15 protein-coding genes are annotated in these 15,177 nt (G+C 36.0%); 4 read left to right on the plus strand and 11 right to left on the minus strand.

What is annotated here, in order from left to right:
- Nucleotides 1-39: 39 nt before the first annotated feature.
- The 5 genes from FS486_RS01375 to FS486_RS01395 all read right to left on the minus strand — a co-directional run bounded on the left by FS486_RS01375 (nucleotide 40) and on the right by FS486_RS01395 (nucleotide 9,954).
- Nucleotides 40-3,117: an efflux RND transporter permease subunit gene (locus tag FS486_RS01375; protein ID WP_144509460.1), complete on the minus strand. Its 3,078-nt coding sequence runs from the start codon at nucleotides 3,115-3,117 to the stop codon at nucleotides 40-42.
- A 321-nt stretch (nucleotides 3,118-3,438) separates the two neighbouring features.
- Nucleotides 3,439-5,013 carry a peptide chain release factor 3 gene (locus FS486_RS01380; protein WP_144509461.1) on the minus strand — a complete coding sequence of 525 codons (1,575 nt, stop codon included), beginning with the start codon at nucleotides 5,011-5,013 and terminating at the stop codon, nucleotides 3,439-3,441.
- A gap of 88 nt (nucleotides 5,014-5,101) precedes the next feature.
- On the minus strand, nucleotides 5,102-6,151 hold the full coding sequence (locus tag FS486_RS01385; protein ID WP_144509462.1) for a M42 family metallopeptidase: 1,050 nt from the start codon (nucleotides 6,149-6,151) through the stop codon (nucleotides 5,102-5,104).
- Between the two features lie 62 nt (nucleotides 6,152-6,213).
- Nucleotides 6,214-8,397, minus strand: a complete 2,184-nt coding sequence (locus FS486_RS01390; protein WP_186321287.1) for a sensor domain-containing protein — start codon at nucleotides 8,395-8,397, stop codon at nucleotides 6,214-6,216.
- Nucleotides 8,398-8,565: 168 nt separating this feature from the next.
- Nucleotides 8,566-9,954: an aldehyde dehydrogenase gene (locus FS486_RS01395; RefSeq protein WP_144509464.1), complete on the minus strand. Its 1,389-nt coding sequence runs from the start codon at nucleotides 9,952-9,954 to the stop codon at nucleotides 8,566-8,568.
- 316 nt (nucleotides 9,955-10,270) lie between these two features.
- Here FS486_RS01395 and FS486_RS19905 point away from each other — a divergent pair, with 316 nt between their 5' ends.
- Nucleotides 10,271-10,414, plus strand: a complete 144-nt coding sequence (locus FS486_RS19905) for a hypothetical protein (protein ID WP_186321288.1) — start codon at nucleotides 10,271-10,273, stop codon at nucleotides 10,412-10,414.
- 57 nt (nucleotides 10,415-10,471) lie between these two features.
- On the opposite strand, the gene FS486_RS01400 is transcribed toward FS486_RS19905, so the two are convergent.
- Together FS486_RS01400 and FS486_RS01405 are read right to left on the minus strand one after the other, a co-directional pair.
- A complete protein-coding gene (locus FS486_RS01400; protein ID WP_144509465.1) occupies nucleotides 10,472-11,314 on the minus strand; it encodes a DNA-3-methyladenine glycosylase family protein in 843 nt (280 codons plus the stop codon).
- Nucleotides 11,315-11,406: 92 nt separating this feature from the next.
- On the minus strand, nucleotides 11,407-11,991 hold the full coding sequence (locus tag FS486_RS01405; RefSeq protein WP_144509466.1) for a phosphatidylglycerophosphatase A family protein: 585 nt from the start codon (nucleotides 11,989-11,991) through the stop codon (nucleotides 11,407-11,409).
- 157 nt (nucleotides 11,992-12,148) lie between these two features.
- Between FS486_RS01405 and FS486_RS01410 the strand changes: the two genes are divergently transcribed.
- From FS486_RS01410 to FS486_RS01420, 3 genes are read left to right on the plus strand one after another with little or no spacing between them, the layout of a single operon-like run.
- Nucleotides 12,149-12,871: an alpha/beta hydrolase gene (locus FS486_RS01410; protein ID WP_144509467.1), complete on the plus strand. Its 723-nt coding sequence runs from the start codon at nucleotides 12,149-12,151 to the stop codon at nucleotides 12,869-12,871.
- A 59-nt stretch (nucleotides 12,872-12,930) separates the two neighbouring features.
- Nucleotides 12,931-13,446, plus strand: coding sequence for a YjcG family protein (locus FS486_RS01415; RefSeq protein WP_144509468.1), 516 nt, complete (start codon nucleotides 12,931-12,933; stop codon nucleotides 13,444-13,446).
- Between the two features lie 3 nt (nucleotides 13,447-13,449).
- On the plus strand, nucleotides 13,450-13,884 hold the full coding sequence (locus FS486_RS01420; RefSeq protein ID WP_144509469.1) for a GNAT family N-acetyltransferase: 435 nt from the start codon (nucleotides 13,450-13,452) through the stop codon (nucleotides 13,882-13,884).
- A gap of 46 nt (nucleotides 13,885-13,930) precedes the next feature.
- Here the strand turns inward: FS486_RS01420 and FS486_RS01425 are convergent, their stop codons facing one another.
- From FS486_RS01425 to spoVAE, 4 genes are all read right to left on the minus strand, one after another.
- Nucleotides 13,931-14,236: a hypothetical protein gene (locus FS486_RS01425; protein WP_144509470.1), complete on the minus strand. Its 306-nt coding sequence runs from the start codon at nucleotides 14,234-14,236 to the stop codon at nucleotides 13,931-13,933.
- An 83-nt stretch (nucleotides 14,237-14,319) separates the two neighbouring features.
- Nucleotides 14,320-14,565 (minus strand): stage VI sporulation protein F, encoded by a 246-nt coding sequence (locus FS486_RS01430; protein WP_144509471.1) that lies wholly within the window; start codon nucleotides 14,563-14,565, stop codon nucleotides 14,320-14,322.
- Nucleotides 14,566-14,598: 33 nt separating this feature from the next.
- Nucleotides 14,599-14,742, minus strand: a complete 144-nt coding sequence (locus FS486_RS01435) for a YjcZ family sporulation protein (RefSeq protein WP_144509472.1) — start codon at nucleotides 14,740-14,742, stop codon at nucleotides 14,599-14,601.
- Nucleotides 14,743-14,810: 68 nt separating this feature from the next.
- Nucleotides 14,811-15,176 carry a stage V sporulation protein AE gene (gene spoVAE, locus FS486_RS01440; protein ID WP_260857989.1) on the minus strand — a complete coding sequence of 122 codons (366 nt, stop codon included), beginning with the start codon at nucleotides 15,174-15,176 and terminating at the stop codon, nucleotides 14,811-14,813.
- Between the last annotated feature and the right edge of the window lies 1 nt (nucleotide 15,177).

Consider the following 15,177-nt stretch of genomic DNA (forward strand, 5'->3'; position numbering starts at 1 on the left):
ACTTTTTTCATTTGTAAACATCTATCTACTAATTACATGCTATATTTTCTCCGATTTTCTTGCTATTGCTTTTTTTCTCGTTTCTTTATCAAATAAACTATATATCACGGGCACTACATATAATGTTAAGAACGTAGAGCTAATAAGCCCTCCAATTACCGTAATTCCCATCGGCTGATTGATCTCCGTGCCTTCTCCTATACCTAAAGCAAGCGGTACTAGGCCTAAAATCGTCGTTAAAGCCGTCATGAGAATCGGACGAACCCGGTCCCGAACCGATGTTGTAATTGCTTCATAAGATTCCATTCCGTCTGCTTTACGCTGATTTATATAATCTACTAACACAATCCCATTATTCACGACAATACCTACAAGTATAAGTATTCCAATGACCGCTGAAATACTTATTGGTGTTGCTGTTGTAAATAAACCAATGAAAATCCCAATCGTAATAAGCGGTACGCTAAACATAATAACAAATGGGTATTTGTATGATTCAAATTGTGCTGCCATCACAATAAATACTAAAACAACTGCCAATAACACAGCTAAAATCATGTCATTTTTTGCATTATCAAGCAATTCTCTATCTCCGCCAAATGAAATGAATACATTGTCTTCCAATTCCGCTTTATCAATTGCTTCATCAACAAAATCAGACATCTCGCCTAAAGAGAAGGACGATTCATATTTGATTGTAAACGTAACAGCACTTGCCTGATTCACTCTACGTATTGTTAATGGTCCTTCTGCAATTTTAATATCTGCCACGTCTTGCAAACTTATATATAGTCCAGCAGGGGTTCTTAGTTTTAGTTGCTTTAATTGATCAATATTATTTCGAAATGCCTCATCGTATTTCACATACACGCCGTACACATCTTCTTGATCGGAAATAATTTGCGTGGCAAATGCCCCTCTTGTTACATTGTTAACTGTCTGAGCAATTTGTGCGGGTGCAAGCCCGTATTCGTTTGCAGCATCTCTTTTTACCGTCATTTGAACTTCATCCACTGTTTCAGTTAAATCATTTCTATAACTGATGACACCAGGTATTTTTTCTATTCCATCAGAGATAGAGCGTACTGCTTTATTTACCCGTTCTTTGTCCACGGAAGATATCGTAAATGATATAGAATTCGGAGCTGAACCTGCAGCAGTTTGCATATTAAAATTCACTTCAACATTATTGCCAGCCAACTCTTTTACTTTCGGTTGCACTTCATCTACAAAAGTAAAAATTGAACGTTCTCGTTTGTCTAAAGGAACCATTTTGACATATATCTCAGCTATATTAGATTTCGATGTTCCTCTTGATTGCCCTTCTTGGTTACCTCCAACGAAACTAACATACACTTCCACATCTTTTTCTTTTTGTAACTGTTGCTCGATTTTCTTTACGACTTCATCTGTAACAGCTAAAGATGCTCCATTTTCCAATCTCAATGCAATCGTAACGAAGCCTTCATCTGTTGCGGGTAGAAATTCTGTACCCGTTCGGAACAGACCGAATGTAGATATAGCAAGCAAAACAACTGTCATTGAAAGAATGAAAGCACGATGCGCTAAAGACCATTTCACTGATCTCTCAAAATTATTATAAGCCTTCGAACGACGTCTTTTAGCTTCGACATCCCCTTTGGGCTTTTGCAACATTCTACTTGCCATCATTGGAATTACAGTTAATGCAACAACAAGAGAAGCAAATAAACTAAATGAAATCGTTAATGCAAACTCCGTAAATATTTGTCCAATCAGCCCCGATAAAAATAAAACAGGTACAAAAACGGCAACTGTTGTTAAAGTGGATGCTGTAATTGCGCCTGCAACCTCTTTTGTTCCTTTAAAGGCTGCCTCCTTTGGATTGCTCCCTAACCCTAAATGCCTTTCAATATTTTCTATAACAACTATCGAATTATCGACTAACATTCCTATTCCAAGTGCCAAGGCACCTAACGTCATAATATTTAAGGAAAAACCAGCAAAAAACATTAAAACAAACGTAACGATAACAGAATAAGGAATGGCAATACCTATAATGATTGGACTTTTAATGCCCTTCAAAAAGACAAATAATACGAGCATGGCTAAAATTGCGCCAGTGATTAACGTTATACCGATATTGTCAATTGCTATTCTTACATAATCACCTTGGTCAAATAAAATATTCGCCTTTACGCCACTATATTCCGCTTTAGAAAGTTGCTCGTCCAATGCTTGTTTGAATGCTTTTGAAACACTCGCTGTATTTGCACTGGATTCTTGAAAAACGGATAGTAAAACAGCTGGCTCATCATTTGCACGTGTGTCCGAATTTTGCTCTTGCTCAGTAAGTTCAACTGTTGCAATATCTGCAATCGTTACCTTTTTCCCGTCTAGTGGATTTACAGTAATGACTAAGTTTTTGATATCTTCTACTGTAGTAAGCGTACTTACAATTCTAGTAGTAAGCGATTTATTATCCTCAGTCTCAATTGGATTGCCAGGAAGTGATATATTATTAGCCTGTATCAATTGTACAATATCGCTTTGGGTTAGCCCTTTTTCAGCTAATGCATTTTGATTAAGTAATATTTGCACCTCTTCCACTATCGTACCTGATACATTTACACTAGCTACGCCTTTTGTGCTTATCAGATCTTTTTCTAATCTTTCCGCTACTATTCGAATATCTTCCTCTGTTCCCGCTCCGCTTAAGGATAGTTGAATTACTGGAAATTGCGAAGGATCAAACTTTAAAAATTGTGGCTTTGTAGCATCTTCAGGCAATATAGCTAGGTCCATTCGTTGCATCACATCTGATTCGATGTCATCCATATTTGTAGACCATTCAAATTCCAACATGATGAAATTGGCGCCTTCTTGGGAAGTACTTTTAATAGACTTGATTCCAGGCAAAGTACTTAAAGAAGCTTCTAAAGGCTTTGTAATTTTTTCATTCACTTCTACCGGGCTTGCCCCAGGATAACTTGACACAACGACTGCAATTGGTGGATTTAAGTCTGGGATTAAAGTGATGGGGATTTTGAAAAAAGAAACCCCACCTAAAATGATGATTAAAAACATAATAACAGTCGTAAATACTGGCCTTTTTATGGAGAAATCACTTATTTTCATGTTTAGGGCCCACCTTCTAATTTGCTATTTCTATCATATGCTTTAGCGCGAAAGAGTTCAAATTTATTATTACAAAATATGCCGAATGGAAGTCAAGTTATTTCGGGTGGCTCATTAGTGGGTTTGAGTGGAACTTGAGAAGTATTGAGTGAAACTTGAGGTGCTTTGGGTGGAATCCAAGATGCTTGGAGTGAAACTCAGGAAGTGTTATGTGGAACTCACGATGCTTTGATTGGAACTTTGGAGAACTGACTCACGTTTAGAGAAAACACTTTATGATAAAGAAGAAAAGGCCACCTTCTGTAAAGGCGGCCGTCTTCATTAAAGCAAATTATATAATTTAATATGTTCGTACTTGTCTTGGAACCAGCGAGTCGCGAATTCATTTTCAAATAAGAATACATAGTTATCGTAACGATCTTTAACAAGCATGCTACGCGGGCCAGTCATCGACTCTTTAACATCTTCTTCGTTTTCAATCCAACGAGCAACTTTGGATCCGATTGGTTCCATGCGAACTTCCACGTTGTATTCGTTTTTCATGCGATGTTCAAATACTTCGAATTGAAGCTGCCCAACTGCTCCTAAAATAACTTCTTCCGTATGAAGAGTTTTATAAAATTGAATCGCACCTTCTTGTACTAATTGTAAAATTCCTTTATGGAAATGCTTCGATTTTAATACGTTTTTAGCAGTTACTTTTACAAACAATTCAGGTGTAAATTGAGGAAGTTTTTCATAATTAAATGCTTTCTTCCCGCCAACAACAGTATCTCCTATCTGGTAGTTCCCCACATCGTAAAGACCGATAATGTCACCAGCTACAGCAGTATCCACTGTTTCGCGGTCATCCGCTAAAAATTGTGTAGATTGAGTTACTTTAAACGTTTTACCAGTACGGGCAAGGGTTATCGTCATCCCTCTCTCAAATTTTCCGGAAACGATACGGACGAACGCAATACGGTCCCGATGTGCAGGATTCATATTCGCTTGGATTTTGAAAATAAATCCAGAGAATTCCTCATTTAGCGGATTCACTTCTTCTTCATTATCTGTATTACGAGGCTGTGGAGTCGGTGCAAATTGCAAATAAGTCTCTAAAAAAGTTTGGACACCGAAATTAGTTAAAGCACTTCCAAAAAATACAGGCGTTAAATCTCCTGATAGTACCTTTTCTTTATCAAAATCATTCCCTGCTTCATTTAAAAGCATGATGTCTTCCATAGCTTGTGTGTAGTATGAAGTTTGTTTCATTGAGTGATCGACAGCTAACTCCCCATCTTCATCTAGTGGAAGAAATCTTTCGTTTTCCTCTGTTCGGAATTGTTCGATTCGATTATTGTAGCGATCATAAATCCCTAAAAATTCTTTCCCCATGCCGATTGGCCAGTTCATCGCGTAAGACTGAATCCCTAGCACCTCTTCTAATTCTTCCATTAGTTCCAAAGGCTCTTTCCCTTGGCGATCCAGTTTGTTGATAAACGTAAAAATAGGAATTCCTCTCATACGACAAACTTTAAATAGTTTTAACGTTTGTGCCTCGATCCCTTTAGCCGCATCGACAATCATCACTGCACTATCGACAGCCATTAATGTACGATACGTATCTTCACTGAAATCTTGGTGGCCAGGGGTATCTAATATGTTAATCCGGCAATCATTAAAGTCAAATTGCATAACGGAAGAGGTAACGGAAATTCCACGTTGTTTCTCAATTTCCATCCAGTCAGACGTTGCAAATTTCCCAGATTTTTTCCCTTTTACTGTTCCTGCATCACGAATAGCTCCACCAAAATATAAAAGCTTTTCCGTAATAGTTGTTTTACCAGCATCCGGGTGGGAAATAATTGCAAAGGTTCTTCTCTTTAATATTTCATCTTGTGTTTTTATATCCATTCAGTTATATCTCCTTCTTATTCACTTATTTATCATATGGATTTAAGGCAAAAAAAACAAGTAAAAAAGAATCGGTTTTAGCCGATTCTTAAGAAATCTTTGTGTTCACATATGCATATAAAAGCGCTGCTGTATGTTTTAATGAATCTATATGTGTACGTTCGTATGCGTGAGAGGCTTCGATACCAGGTCCAAATAACGCATGCTTCACATCAAAGCCTGCACGAATAGCTGCTGATGCATCTGAACCATAAAAAGGATAAATATCTAGTTTATAATCAATGCCGCCTTGTTTCGCTAGTTCCACTAACTGACGGGTTAATTCATAGTGATAAGGTCCAGAAGAGTCCTTTGCACAAATAGAAACTGTATATTCATCTGAAGTTTGACCGTCACCGATCGCTCCCATATCTACTGCGATGTATTCCACTGTTTGCGGCGGTATATTAGAATTCCCGCCATAGCCGATTTCCTCATTGTTTGAAATATAAAAATGAGTAGTATGTGGAAGCTTCACTTTGTTTTCTTGTACTGACTTAATAAGTTGAAGCAATAGAGCAGTGCTTGCTTTATCATCCAAATGACGGGACTTTATAAATCCAGTTTCTGTTTCCTCAAAACGTGGATCAAATGATACAAAATCGCCTACTTCTATTCCAAGCTTGCGTGTTTCCTCTGTATTAGTTACCTTTTCATCAATACGGACTTCGATGTTTTGCTCATCTCTTGCAAGTCCACTTGCATTTTTATAAACATGCACGGTCGTTTGATGCATAAGAATTGTTCCGCGTATTTTTTTACCACTTGCTGTATGGATTGTGCAATATTCACCTTCGACAGCATTCCAGTTGAATCCGCCAACCATCGTTAGTTTTAGCCTTCCACTAGATTTTACTTCTTTGACCATAGCACCAAGTGTATCCGTATGAGCGGTTAACAGTCGATGTTTCGTATCGTCTTCTCCTTCTATCGTAGCGATTAAAGCACCTTTATTAGTTCGGATATAGGTAACTTGGAGATCCTTCAATATACCTTCCATAAAATCCATAATCTCTTTTGTATATCCTGATGGACTTGGGATTTCTACTAATTGTTTTAATAATGAAACAGTCTCTTTTGCTTGAAATGTATACGACATAAGTTTTCCTCCTTTAGTTATTCCTTTATCATACCAAAAACTACTATGTTCGTAAGTAAGGATTAGCCTAAAAATGAGGCTAGTTTAAATGATGGTACTTCTGATGCTTCAATGGGCTTCGAATAATAGTATCCTTGCACACTATGGCAATCATGTAATTTGAGAAAGTCTATAACTTCTGCTGTTTCCACTCCCTCTGCTACTACTTCCAAGCCTAAACTATGACCGATTCGGATGATGGAAGATACAATCACCCCTTCCCGATCTTCTAATACTCGATTCATAAACACCCGATCTAGTTTCAAGGTGTGAATAGGAAGATCACTCAAATATCGGAAATTAGAAAAGCCGGAACCAAAGTCATCCATTGCGAGTTTAATCCCTATATGTTTTAAATCTCTTAATAATCTAGCTAGTTTTTCCATATTCTTCATCAATACATTTTCAGTAATTTCTATTTCCAAATAATGAGGAGGTAAGCCTGTTTCGGATAATACTGTTTGTAAATGATGAAAAAAATCATTTTGCTCCAGTTCAGCTGGACTTATATTAACTGATATAGTTTGAAAGGAAACACCCATTTCCAACCATTCTACAGCTTGTTTACATGCTTCTTTCAATACATACTTACCGATAGAAATGATTAATCCTGTTTCTTCTGCAAAAGGGATAAAGTCATTCGGTTGAATAATTCCTTCCTCTTTTTTATTCCACCTTATTAGTGCTTCATAGCCGTATATAGACTCCGTTTTCAAATTAACTTTCGGTTGATAAACAAGGAAAAATTCTTTATTTTCAATCGCATATCGAATGTCACTTTCTAAACGCACCTTATTCACAAAGCCATCCTTATGTGTCTGATCAAACAAGATCGCCTTGCCTTTTCCGCTCTCCTTCGATATGTTAAGCGCTAAATCTGCCGAACGGTGCAAAGATCGATACGTTGAACCATGCATTGGATAATAAGAAACACCAATAGAACAAGAAATGTACAGCTCCATTTCATCAATAAAAAAAGGTTGTTCCATTAACTGGATTAAATCTTCCGCGCGTACTAGGGATGAGTTTTTGGCTATATCACCGTCTATAAGAACAACAAACTCATCCCCACCAATGCGATATAACTCTCCAACGTTTACATAATACCTTTTCATTCTCTCTGTCACTTTTTTTAATAACTCGTCACCTGTTACATGACCTAGTGAATCATTAATATTTTTAAAACGATCCAAATCGATATAGAGAAAACTAAAAGGACTTTCTGCAACTATTTTTTCTTGAACATCTCTTTCCAATGCTGCGGTATTATACGTATTTGTCAAGTGGTCTCGATACGCGAGTTCCGCCAATTTCTTTCTTGTACATTCTAGTTCCGTAATATCATTTCCAAAACCTATCGCACCCGTAATACGTCCATTTTTTATAAGAGGAGATATGGTTATATGAATACACTTATCGTCAAACCATTCCTTGTAGGATACTTCTTCTCCTATGCAAACTTCTTTTAATTTCTCATGTAAACGCTCGGACATTTCTTGATTGAAATAGGAATCAATGGAGTGAAATGGTTGAACAATACTTTTGATAGCATTTCCACTCGGTTGAATTGTCTCTAAGCCTCTTTTACGAAAGTAATCAGCTGCAAGTTTTCCGGTAAACAAAGAAAAGCCAAAACATCCGCTTGCATCTTGTTCTACTTTAAAAACTAAATTATTAACGTGATGAACAACTGTTTCAAATGAAGACAATATATTTGACTGCAGTAATAATTCATTTTCCTTCTCTGCCGTAATATCTGTTCTAATACTTAAAAAGTAAGAAGCATTGTCATTCGTTTTCACAGGTAAAATATATGTTTTCACCCAATACAATTCTCCATTTTTTCGTTTATTACAAATTTCTCCTGTCCATATTTCGCCCCTTAATAGCGTGGACCACATACTTTTAAAAAAAGAAGCAGGATGAACTTTTGAATTCACTACTTTATGTGTTTTTCCGATTAGCTCTTCTTTTTTAAAACCCGAAATCTGTACGAAACGATCGTTCACATACAAAATTTGTCCGGCCTTATTCGTTACTGCGACAATCATCGTTTCATTTATCGCATAGTCCATTAATTTCATTTTCATAATGGCATCTTCTAGTCTTTTTTGAAGCTCAAAATCATCTGCCAACGAATCGTTTAATATTGCTTTTTTTATAGTATGAAATAGATCTTCTGACTTACCGTCAAATATAGACAGCATCTTTATTCCTTCCCCCAGTAAACTGAATTGAATAAATAGTATCATTTATATGCTTTCAGTTTAGTAATAAGGTACTGAAGTGTCAACGTCTACATAACAAATAAATAACAATAATGTCGTTAGAGTTTGTTCGCGAACACATTTTTGTAACATTTCAAATGTACTTTCTTATTTTAAAAGTCCTCTTACTAACTTCACCTTATTTTTGTAAGGAGGAAATACGATATTTAGTGGGATGGATGTATTCTTTTTCACGATTGATTTTTGATGGGTGAATAAACTAAAGCTCGCTTCTCCATGATAGGCTTGCATACCAGAGTTCCCTACCCCGCCAAATGGAAGATGAGCGCTGCCAGCATGCGTAATTGTATCGTTAATACATCCACCTCCAAAAGGAAGCTCTTGCAAGAAGTAGGATTGTGCTCGACTGTTCTCGCTAAACATGTATGCAGCAAGCGGTTTTGGTAGCTTGCGAATACGATGAATAACCGCTGGCAAATCAGTATATCCTAAAACCGGTAAAATCGGACCGAAAATTTCCTCCTCCATAGAAGGACTTGAGAAGTCTATACCATCCAATATTGTCGGTTCGATATATAAATCTTCTAAATCCGTTTTCCCTCCAAAAATAATGTGTTTCTTTTCTTTACTAATCATTTTTTGTAGGCGAAGGAAGTGATTTGTATTTACTATTCTTCCAAAGTCGGGGCTGCTTTGAATTGTTTTGCCGTAAAATTGCTGGATTGCTTGTTGTAAATGCTTCAAAAATTTTGCTTTCACACTTTCTTCTACTAATACATAATCAGGTGCTATACAAGTTTGACCAGCATTTACAAGTTTCCCCCAGGCAATTCTTTTTGCAGCTACTTCTAAGTTAGCAGTATGATCAACAATTGCCGGGCTTTTACCACCTAATTCAAGCGCAATTGGTGTCAGTCTTTCTGACGCAGCTTGCATGACTAATTTTCCAACCTTCACACTTCCCGTAAAAAAGATAAAATCAAATGGAGCATGAATGAGTAAAGATGTTTCCTCCTTCTCTCCAACCATTACTCGAATATATCGAGGGTCAAACGCTTCTGAGATTATTTTTTGAATCATGTTTGTTGTATATGGTGTTGCTTCAGATGGCTTAATCACTGCACAATTTCCTCCAGCTATCGCACCGAGCAACGGCTCCATTACTAATTGGAAGGGATAATTAAAAGGAGCTATTATTAAAACTGTTCCATATGGATCGTGAACGATAAAACTTTTCGAAGGTTGAAGTGCAACGGGTGTTTTTACTTGTTGGGGTTCCATCCATTTTTCCAAGTTTTTCATTATAAATGAAATATTATCGTACACTAAGCCTATTTCAGTTGTATATGCCTCAAACTCGCTTTTTCTAAGATCCTGATAAAGAGCGTGAATAACCTCTTTCTCATATTTTTTAATCGTATTTTTTAAAATCATTAATTGTTTTATTCGAAATTCCAATGATTTTGTCATTCCCGAATAAAAAAGGTTTTGATGCTCTTCAATGATTTTCTCCAATTGCACTTCATTAAAATTCAATGTATTCCTCTCCTTCAAGTATTAGTTTATTTATATGAATCATACTATTTGTTTCTAGTCGATAAAAGAATTTTACTTATCGATTTGTGTATACACTATTTCTTTCTTTTTTGTGATACATGAATCACCAATATTCCGGAGATACTATTCCATGTAGAGAGAAATTCTTTTTTACCTTTCCATTTCCATTAGTCTATAAGACTTACTTTTTAGGATATGATATTCGATTCATTTTTCAGCCGTTTAGTTTATTCTTGAAACTTGTTGGGGTATATATTTGTCAAATGGATAAAAGGAAACTAAAGGAGGAAATGACATGACAGAAACAGAAACATGGTGGGAACCAATATTTACAGGTGCATTTGCAATGGGAATAAACAAAGAACGATTATCAGAACTAGAAGAGGAAGCATTTCTTTACTTTAAAGAAGAATCAGACGAAACGGAGAGTAATAATTGAATAAACTTTCTACATAAAATCAGCTTTCCCTTAACCGATAAAGGAAAGCTGATTTTTTCATTCAATATTTCTCCATAAATATAAAGCAGCATAACTAAGGTATGGGGACCATGCTTCTAAATGGGAGCTGATTTCTTCTTTCGATGGCTTCTGCTCCATATTCCAAAGTTGCTTTAAAGAATTTTGTAGACCTATATCCGCGAGCGGGAACAAGTTCTCCCTACCTAGTCCAAAAAGTAAAAAGCTTTCTGCTGTCCAAGGGCCGATTCCACGATATTTGGTTAATGTTTTAATAATGGTTTCGTCGGTATCATTTGCAAAAGCGTCTAAATTTAACTCTCCTTCTGCAATTGCTTTAGATATACCTATTATATACTCCGCTTTTCTAGTACTAAATTGCATATTACGAAGCGTATCAATTTCAAGCAATGCAATTTTTTCTGGAGTCGGATAAAACCAAACCCCTTCCCTCTGTTCCCCAAACGAGTGGACAAACCGTTCCGTCAAAGTTCGTGCGAATGAAAGATTCAATTGTTGATGAATGATACTTTTCATTAAGTTCGCGTATAAAGAATAATCCGTTATGATGGGAGTTCCTTCATACTTTAAAAACAATTCTTTTAAATTTGTCTGTGAGAAATGAGTACTTACCGGCTCTAAATTTCGATGAAAATGAAATATAGACTTAATACGTTCAAAATGCTGATCCGATTCTATACCAGTCAGTATAAAAGTAGGTGCTTGGAATGTACCTATACTCTGAATAGTTATAATCGTTTGGTCTAAAGGAACTTTGACTTGTTGCTTATGTATATCCACCTTATTTAATGGATCTAATGCAAGCCTTGCAATTGCCTCATCAAATCGATAGGCAAAAGGCAATTCAATCATTTCTGTCATTTTTTTCTCTCCTTTATTATGTGCTAAACAGCAGGCACTACAAAATCCCAAATCGCTTCAATAAAGTCGAAGTGACTTGGGATTTTTATCAATTATGTTCTTACATCTTTTAACTTTGCCTCAGGAGCGGTTTCATCTGGTTTAATATCTTCAAATGTTTCATTTGCTTCTTCTAAATCTCTCGTACGATGAGCTAAGCGAGATGCTGCACTTGCAGCGATGCTACAAACTAGATCATCTAAAAATGTATGAACTCCGATGCCAGCTTTTGTATCTAATTTGGATATAATGCCTATTTTATTTTTATCTAAATGACCAAAAGTAGTTACAGCTATACTTCCATACGTATACACAGCACCAAGCGCAATTGTCTCGTCTACACCAAATAGGCCTTCATCTGCTTCTACAATTTCTTGCAAAGGAGCAGAAAGCATTTTTTTCTCTGCAAGTTCATCTAACTCTACACCTACTAAAATGGCATGTTGCATTTCCCTTTTTTTCAAAACACTTTTAATGGATTCCACACAGTGTTCGATTGTTAGCCCTTTATTGTACGGCATTTGCATTTCGAAAACAATTTTAGCAATTTCTTCAATAGTTACTCCTCTACGTAGTAACGCATCATTGGCAGCTTTTTCTACTGTTCGTGAATGAACTCTTGACGTTTGTCTATCCAATTGGCTTATCCCCTTTATTTAGACTTTCACTTCGTATTTCCATGAAGATACAATACAATAATAAACGCAGTTTCTTTTAAGGATTAGAGTTTATTATACCTCTGTTCAAGTATATGTTACAATTTCTATACAACATGATTATTGTAGGAGGACTTTTATGAATCGAGGAGTTGTACAAGATTTAACGCTATTTAGCGAAGCTTTACAAGAAGAGATGCAATTACTAATATATTTGCCACCAAACTATTCTCCTTTGTATAAATACTCTGTTCTTATCGCAAATGATGGAAAAGATTATTTTCAGTTAGGGCGAATTTCTCGAGTTGCAGATGAATTATATGAGCAGAAAGAAATCGAAAACTTAATAATTGTTGGCGTCCCATACAAAAATGTAAAAGACCGAAGAGAAAAATATCATCCAGATGGAGATAAACATCAATCATATATCCGATTTTTAGCACAAGAACTTATCCCTTACATAGATGCAAATTATCCTACTTATCAAATAGGAATGGGACGTGCCTTGATCGGTGATTCACTTGCCGCTACTGTTTCTCTACTAACAGCTCTCCAATATCCAAATACATTTGGAAAAGTTATTTTACATTCTCCACTCGTAAATGAGTATGTATTGTCGCAAGTTGAAAGTTTTAAAGAAATTCATGCATTTTCACTTTATCAAGTTGTTGGAAAAGATGAAATAGCTGTCAAAACAGGCGACGGATTATTAACGGATTTCATCACCCAAAATAGAAAATTGCATAATTTAATAATAAAAAAAGGTTTTTCAGCGTTTTATGACGAATTAGAAGGAGACCATACTTGGAAGCTTTGGCAACCAGATATGAAAAGAGCTCTGCAAAACAATTTCGGCTTATAAAATTTTTTTGTTATAATAGTTATGTGGTCGATATAAATATTACGAGGAGGTAATGAAAAATGAAATACGGTATTGTTGCTTTCCCATCCAAAAAAGTACAGGATTTTGCTAACTCCTACAGAAAGCGTTATGACCCGCATTATGCATTAATCACACCGCATATGACGGTTAAAGGAGTTTTTGAGGCAGATGAAAATGAAATTAAGCATATTGCAGAAAATGTAGCAAAAGTAGTAGCAGAACATAAACCTTTTACATTAAAAACATCCAAAGTCAGTTCGTTTGCACCTGTTACAAACGCTATTTACTTTAAGGTTGAACCAACTGAGGAGCTAATCTCATTACACAAGAGCTTAAATGCTATTGGATTTAATGACGAGGAAAATTATGCATTTGTACCACATATTACAATCGCTCAAAAATTGAACGCAAGCGAACATGACGATATTTATCCACAATTAAAAATGATCGGGGCAGAATTCGAGGAACAAATTGACCGTCTTCATTTACTTTACCAACTAGAAGATGGTTCCTGGACTGTTTACGAAACATTTAGATTGTCTGGAGCTGAATAATAATTGGTAATTGCAAAGAGAGTAGAAACTGAAAAAGAGTATGAAGACGCAATTTTAATAAGAAGAAAAGTTTTCGTGGAAGAGCAAGATGTTCCACTTCATATGGAACTAGACGAATTCGACGCAAACGCGGTTCATTTTGTTGCTTATGACGGGGAAACTCCTTTTGGAGCCGGTCGTATTCGAACAGCCGAACCATCTATCGGAAAAATAGAACGTGTTTGTATTCTTCCTGAATATAGAGGGAAAAGTTTTGGTAATTTAATGATGCAATGCATGGAAGACTATGCATTTTCAAATGGTTTTCAAAAACTAAAACTTAATGCACAAAGCTATGCTATCCCTTTTTATGAAAAAAGAAATTACACGATCACGTCTCCTGAATTTTTAGAGGCTGGAATTCCACATCGTGCAATGGACAAATCATTAACGTCATAATAAAACCGCTAAACGATTCTAACAATCGTTTAGCGGTTTTATATTGTTAAATGTAAAGATTCACACTGTTACCTTTACCACTGATTTCTGCAATTTTTGGTGATAAATTAATCGGATTCGGTTGGATAAAGCCTTTATATAAGGGTAAGTTAGATGGTCCATCTACTTCCGAAAATTGCTTTTCTTCCTCTTCTATTAGCTCTTGTTCTTCCCGCTCTAAATGATCATCAAATATCGATTTCATCTTAATACTATCTACATTATTAATATAAGCAAAATTATAATCGTCCATTAACATTCGATTTGCATAAAGCTGCGATTGTATTGGTTGACTTGGAATAATATATCCCATCTTCTACACCCCCATTTTATTTATACTCTTTACCCGAAGACCTTATACACTAAACATAAAATATTGTTTTTTCCCGATTTTTTTTAGAGCAGCTTTTCTATATCTTTTAAGCTTAGCGAGCTTCCACTTTGTAAAATGGAATTCGTCAGTTCATCTTCTAATTGTTTAGATACTGGTTTATTTGCAACTTTTCCAACCTTGCGCACTATCTTACGCACCTGTTTTTCATCCGTAAAATCAGCATGCGAGATGGCATTGGCAAGCGTAAAAAGTTCCTCCATAGATACTCCAGTTTTGTTTTCAATTGCTTTAAAAAATGAATTTTGCACTTCTTTTCCCCCTCACATTTTGATTAGTTTTGATTAAGGGAGAAAGCTTCTACCGACAATGATTAATAATATGAATAAAACAACGATCAATACAAAAGTTGAGTTTCGATTTCCACCATAACCTCCGCCGTAGCCTCCGCCATAGCCAGGATATCCTCCACCACAGTAGTCGTACATAATCTTTCCCTCCTCTCCTCTTCAACTTATCATATGCAAGGAGGGTACTAAGAAAAAGGGCGAATCAACTAGTAGGTTGTTTTCCTCTTTTGAAAAATAAATGCACCAATTACACCAAATAAGATTGCCGCACTAATACCAGAACTTGTCACTTCGAACATCCCAGTCAGTACGCCTATAAGCCCATGCTTTTCAGCTTCCGCTAGAGCACCATGAGTTAACGAGTTTCCGAAAGATGTAATGGGAATAGTGGCGCCAGCACCTGCAAAATCAATTAGCGGTTCATATAGACCAATACCATCTAAAATAGAACCGCAAACAACTAATGCACTTAAAGTATGTGCAGGTGTTAGTTTTAAACCGTCCATTAATATTTGACCAATCACACAAATAAGACCACCAACAATAAATGAAGTAATTAACGATGTTATCAAA

Origin of the sequence: Bacillus sp. FJAT-22090 (assembly GCF_007676755.1) — a bacterium.
Classification (GTDB): domain Bacteria; phylum Bacillota; class Bacilli; order Bacillales_A; family Planococcaceae; genus Psychrobacillus.